Below are 4,595 nucleotides of genomic sequence, written 5' to 3'. Positions count from 1 at the left end.
TGTTTTATTGTTGGGCCGCTTTCTTGTTAATCGAATTGATTTTTTAAAACGCTACAATATTCCCGAACCTGTAGCAGGCGGTTTAGTTGCTGCGGTCGTCTCGCTACTTGTCCATACCATATGGGGATATAGCATTGTTTTTAGTAGCGAATTACAAACCAGCTTTATGCTCGTATTCTTTGCTTCTATTGGTTTAAGTGCCAATTTTATGAAGCTTAAAGAAGGCGGTATGGCTTTGGTTATCTTCTTAGTCTGTGTAGCGTCTTTCATTGTGGTGCAAAATGCGGTAGGCATGAGTCTTGCGACGTTACTTGGTCTTGACCCACTCATTGGCTTAATTGCGGGTTCAATTACCTTAACAGGTGGTCACGGTACAGCCGGAGCTTGGGGTGAAATTTTAGAAACTCAGCATGGTATTCAGGGCGCTCTAGCTTTAGGGATGGCGAGTGCGACTTTTGGTTTAATTATTGGTGGTGTGATTGGTGGCCCGTTAGCGAAATTGCTTATCAATCGTTATAGCCTTGCACAACCGAAAACCAATGCTGAAATTCAACAGCGTGATGGTCATGTTGAACAAAATTCGGATGATCTTGCACCGTTTGAAAACCCTCATCAAGTTCGTTTAATTACAGCTGATAATGCAATTACTACGTTAGGTATGTTCGCAGCGTGTTTGGCATTTGCTGAATTTATGACTGGCTTTAGTAAGGGAACTTGGTTTGAGTTACCAACCTTCGTTTGGGCACTGGGTGGCGGTGTAATTTTAAGAAACATTTTAGAAAGCGTGTTGAAAATTGATATTTTTGACCGTGCGATTGATGTTTTTGGTAATGCATCATTATCACTTTATTTAGCAATGGCATTGCTTTCATTAAAGCTTTGGCAACTTGCAGATTTGGCTGGGCCACTTGTGGTGATTTTGGGTGCTCAAACCATTACGATGGCGTTATATGCAGCCTTTGTGACCTTCCGTGTGATGGGTAAAAACTATGATGCTGCAGTGTTGTCAGCAGGGCACTGTGGTTTTGGTATGGGTGCAACGCCAACAGCAGTTGCAAATATGCAGGCCATTACGAACATGTATGGACCATCGCATAAGGCATTTTTAATTGTTCCGCTTTGTGGCGCATTCTTTGTCGATTTAATTAATGCAACGGTTATTCAGCTCATGTTGAAATTTGTTGTTTAATTAAAAAAAAGCCCGTCAGGGCTTTTTTTATGGATTCTTTTTCTCAAAACTAATAATCGCCCTTAAACATAGTTTCACATAGAATAAATTGCAGATAAATAAAATGAGAAATGTATGAGCGCAGAAGCACATTCAATTAGCTTGGTTGCCCCTGTGGTTTTATTGGCAGCGGCTGTAATTGCAGTTCCTATTTTTAAACGTATTGGTTTAGGTTCCGTATTAGGTTATTTAATTGCAGGTCTGGTTATTGGCCCATTCGGTTTTGCTTTTTTCCAAGATTCCACCGCAATTTTACATATTGCCGAGTTGGGAATTGTGATGTACCTATTTCTGATTGGTTTGGAAATGCAGCCGTCACATTTATGGAGCCTTAGACGCGAGATTTTTGGCCTTGGCACACTACAGATCATCATTTGTGCACTGGCTTTGACTGGCGTTGGACTGTTATTTGGTTTTACATGGCAAGTTGCGTTTATTGGTGCAGCAGGGTTTGTATTAACGTCGACTGCTATTGTGATGCAGTTATTGGGCGATCGCGGTGACTTGACCCAGCCTCGTGGGCAAAAAATTGTAGCCATCTTATTATTTGAAGATTTATTGATTGTACCATTGCTCGCTATTGTTGCTTTTATGGCACCTAATCATGTGGTCGAAAGCACATCTGTACGTTTAGAAAATATAGGCATTGGTTTAATCGCAATTGCAGGTCTTATTGCGGCAGGTTATTGGTTACTTAATCCATTATTTAGACTCTTGGCGGCTGCTAAAGCCCGAGAAGTCATGACTGCCGCTGCCTTATTGGTTGTGTTGGGTGCAGCGTTGCTCATGCAAGTCAGCGGTTTGTCCATGGCGATGGGTGCTTTCTTAGCGGGTGTGCTTTTATCTGAATCAACCTTTAGACATCAAATTGAAGCTGATATTGAACCATTCCGAGGAATCTTGCTGGGCCTGTTTTTCCTTGGGGTTGGCATGTCATTGGATTTATCAGTGGTTGCTCAAAACTGGCAGCTCATTGTCAGTGGCGTAATTGCCCTCATGCTTGCCAAAGCGCTTATGATTTATATTGTCGCCCGAATAACGAAAAGCCCTCATACTGAAGCGTTGGACCGTGCCTTACTCATGGCTCAGGGCGGAGAGTTTGCCTTTGTACTTTTCTCTGCTGCATTAAGTGCCCAAGTCATTGACGGTACAATTAAATCTAATCTTACTGCTATCGTTGTGCTTTCAATGGTGTTGACTCCAATTGTCGGTATTATTTTTAAACGGTTTACTCAATTTAAAGCGAATGTTTCATTAGAAAACGTCAATATTGCCGAGGGTTTAAGCGGTAGCGTTTTAATGATTGGATTTGGACGCTTTGGACAGGTCACCAGTCAATTATTATTGGCAAGAGGGGTAGATGTCACCATTATTGATAATAATACGGACATGATTCGAAACGCTGAAAAATTTGGTTTTAAAATTTATTATGGCGATGGCTGCCGCTTAGATATTCTACATGCTTCTGGCGCTGCAACAGCACAAGCGATTGTGGTGTGTGTAGACAGTAAAGAGACAACCAATAGAATTGTAGAACTCGTCACACATGAATTTCCTTTAGCGAAATTATTAGTCCGTTCATATGACCGTGAGCACTCACTGCATTTAGTCAAACAAAAAGTAGACTTCATGATCCGTGAAACGTTTGAATCTGCGATTAAGTTTGGGGGAGTAATTTTACAAGAACTTGGTGTGGATGAAGACGAAGTAGAAAGAATTACTGAGGAAATTCGAGATCTTGATAATGAGCGCTTTGAAACTGAAATCGCAGCAGATGACGTAAATGCGGGAGTCGGTATGCAATATACACATACGCATCCACGACCAACAGCACCATTGATTCGACCAAAACGGGAAGGGCGGATTTTAAATAAAGAAGATAGCTCAGATAACGATTCTTGATGAGTATAAAGTTCAGTAAAAGCTCTCTTTAGAAGAACTTTTACTGAACAATAAACCCGATGCGCCTATCAATCAAACCATCTTCACTGAGTGAGATTAGATTTTTAGTCACATTATAAGCCTGACTACAAATGCTCTAAAGCTGTGCCTTTAACGGGGTTTCTACGCCAGTAATAAGGCTGCAAAAATCTAAGAAAAAGTTTCCATGGCGTGATCCAAGCGATGCGTCGGTTGGCTTTTTTATTTTGAATAATTTGTTTTGCTAAATACGCACAAACCACTTCTGGCGGGTCAATCACAAAGAAAAATAACCGTTTCATCTTTTTCCAATTTTGGATGTTGCCATTGGTCCAAGAAGAAACTAACAGGTCTGTTGCGACCATGCCCGGGCTGAGTGTGCCAGTTAAAATTGGAGTCGATTTTGTTTCTTTATAAAGTGCTTTACTGAAATAACTTACGGCCCGTTTTGTGGTTGCATAAGGCGTCATGCCTGCACTCCATTCGCCGTTGCTTCCCCAACCTTCCATGTTAAAGATTTGACCATAACCTTGGTTAAGCATTCCCTTTAAAGCCACTTGCGAACCCAACATCGTGCCTAAAATATTAGTTGAAACAGCCGCGTTTAACTCTTCTGGCTGAAGGTCGATAAAGTCTTTGGTTGGGTGGCAGCTTCCTGCATTATTAATCCACACATCGACTTGCCCAAAGCGCTCAATTGCACCATCCCATAGGGTTTGCACATCAGACACTTGAGTCACATCGCAACACAGACCAATGAATTTTTCTTTATTGAAATGAGTTTCTAAATGAGAAAGAGCCTGCTTAAGATGCTCTGGGTTACGTCCAGTAATGACAACAGAACATCCAAGATCTAAAAAAGCATGGGCAAGGGCTAAACCAATACCTTTTGTACTGCCTGTAATGACCACACTGCAAACTTCAGTTTTGGGTAAACTCATTGCACTCTCTATATAAAATCTTTAAAAATAGTTACATGAATGGCTGTAAGTTAATTTAGCTCATTTAATAAGATGAGATAGACAATAGATAAACTTATCATCGAAAGATTCATTACGATAGGGTTGTAGGGCAAGATCAGGGTAGAGGGTATTAAAAAACCAATTAAAAGAAGCAGCCCAAGCAAACCCAAAATGCTTAAATAATGAATATATTTATGTGCAGTAAAGAGAAAACATAAACCAAAAATCATTTCAGCAATACCACTCGCATGGCCTGCAAGTTTTGCATGTTCAAGAGATAGTCCTACCCATTGCCATACAAAAATTTCGTCAGAATTAAGAAATAGAAACTTCGGAACGAGACCTTGATAGATCCATAAAAAGGCCAGCACAAGGTTTATAAATTTGAAGATATTAATATTTTTCATGAAAATTACTTTAAGAGTTTAAAATTTTCTTTAGATTAGGTTGGAGCTATTATCTTTAGGTTTATTTATTTCTTCAAG

At 40.2% G+C, this 4,595-nt stretch carries 4 protein-coding genes; 2 read left to right on the top strand and 2 right to left on the bottom strand.

The window, feature by feature from the left end; genetic code table 11:
• Together gltS and NL42_RS12505 are read left to right on the top strand one after the other, a co-directional pair.
• Window positions 1-1,189 (top strand): sodium/glutamate symporter (gene gltS, locus NL42_RS12510; protein WP_461312988.1); only part of this gene is annotated, 1,189 nt, incomplete at its 5' end.
• Between the two features lie 114 nt (window positions 1,190-1,303).
• Window positions 1,304-3,130, top strand: coding sequence for a monovalent cation:proton antiporter-2 (CPA2) family protein (locus NL42_RS12505; protein ID WP_461312987.1), 1,827 nt, complete (start codon window positions 1,304-1,306; stop codon window positions 3,128-3,130).
• Between the two features lie 125 nt (window positions 3,131-3,255).
• Here NL42_RS12505 and NL42_RS12500 read toward each other — a convergent pair whose 3' ends face one another.
• Both NL42_RS12500 and NL42_RS12495 read right to left on the bottom strand, forming a co-directional pair.
• Window positions 3,256-4,089 carry an SDR family NAD(P)-dependent oxidoreductase gene (locus NL42_RS12500; RefSeq protein WP_461312986.1) on the bottom strand — a complete coding sequence of 278 codons (834 nt, stop codon included), beginning with the start codon at window positions 4,087-4,089 and terminating at the stop codon, window positions 3,256-3,258.
• Window positions 4,090-4,139: 50 nt separating this feature from the next.
• Complete coding sequence (locus tag NL42_RS12495; RefSeq protein ID WP_045430331.1) at window positions 4,140-4,517, bottom strand: DoxX-like family protein; 378 nt, start codon at window positions 4,515-4,517, stop codon at window positions 4,140-4,142.
• Window positions 4,518-4,595 lie beyond the last annotated feature (78 nt).

The sequence above is a fragment of the Acinetobacter sp. GN11 genome (genome assembly GCF_054823985.1).
This window is presented reverse-complemented; position numbering and strand designations above follow the sequence as displayed.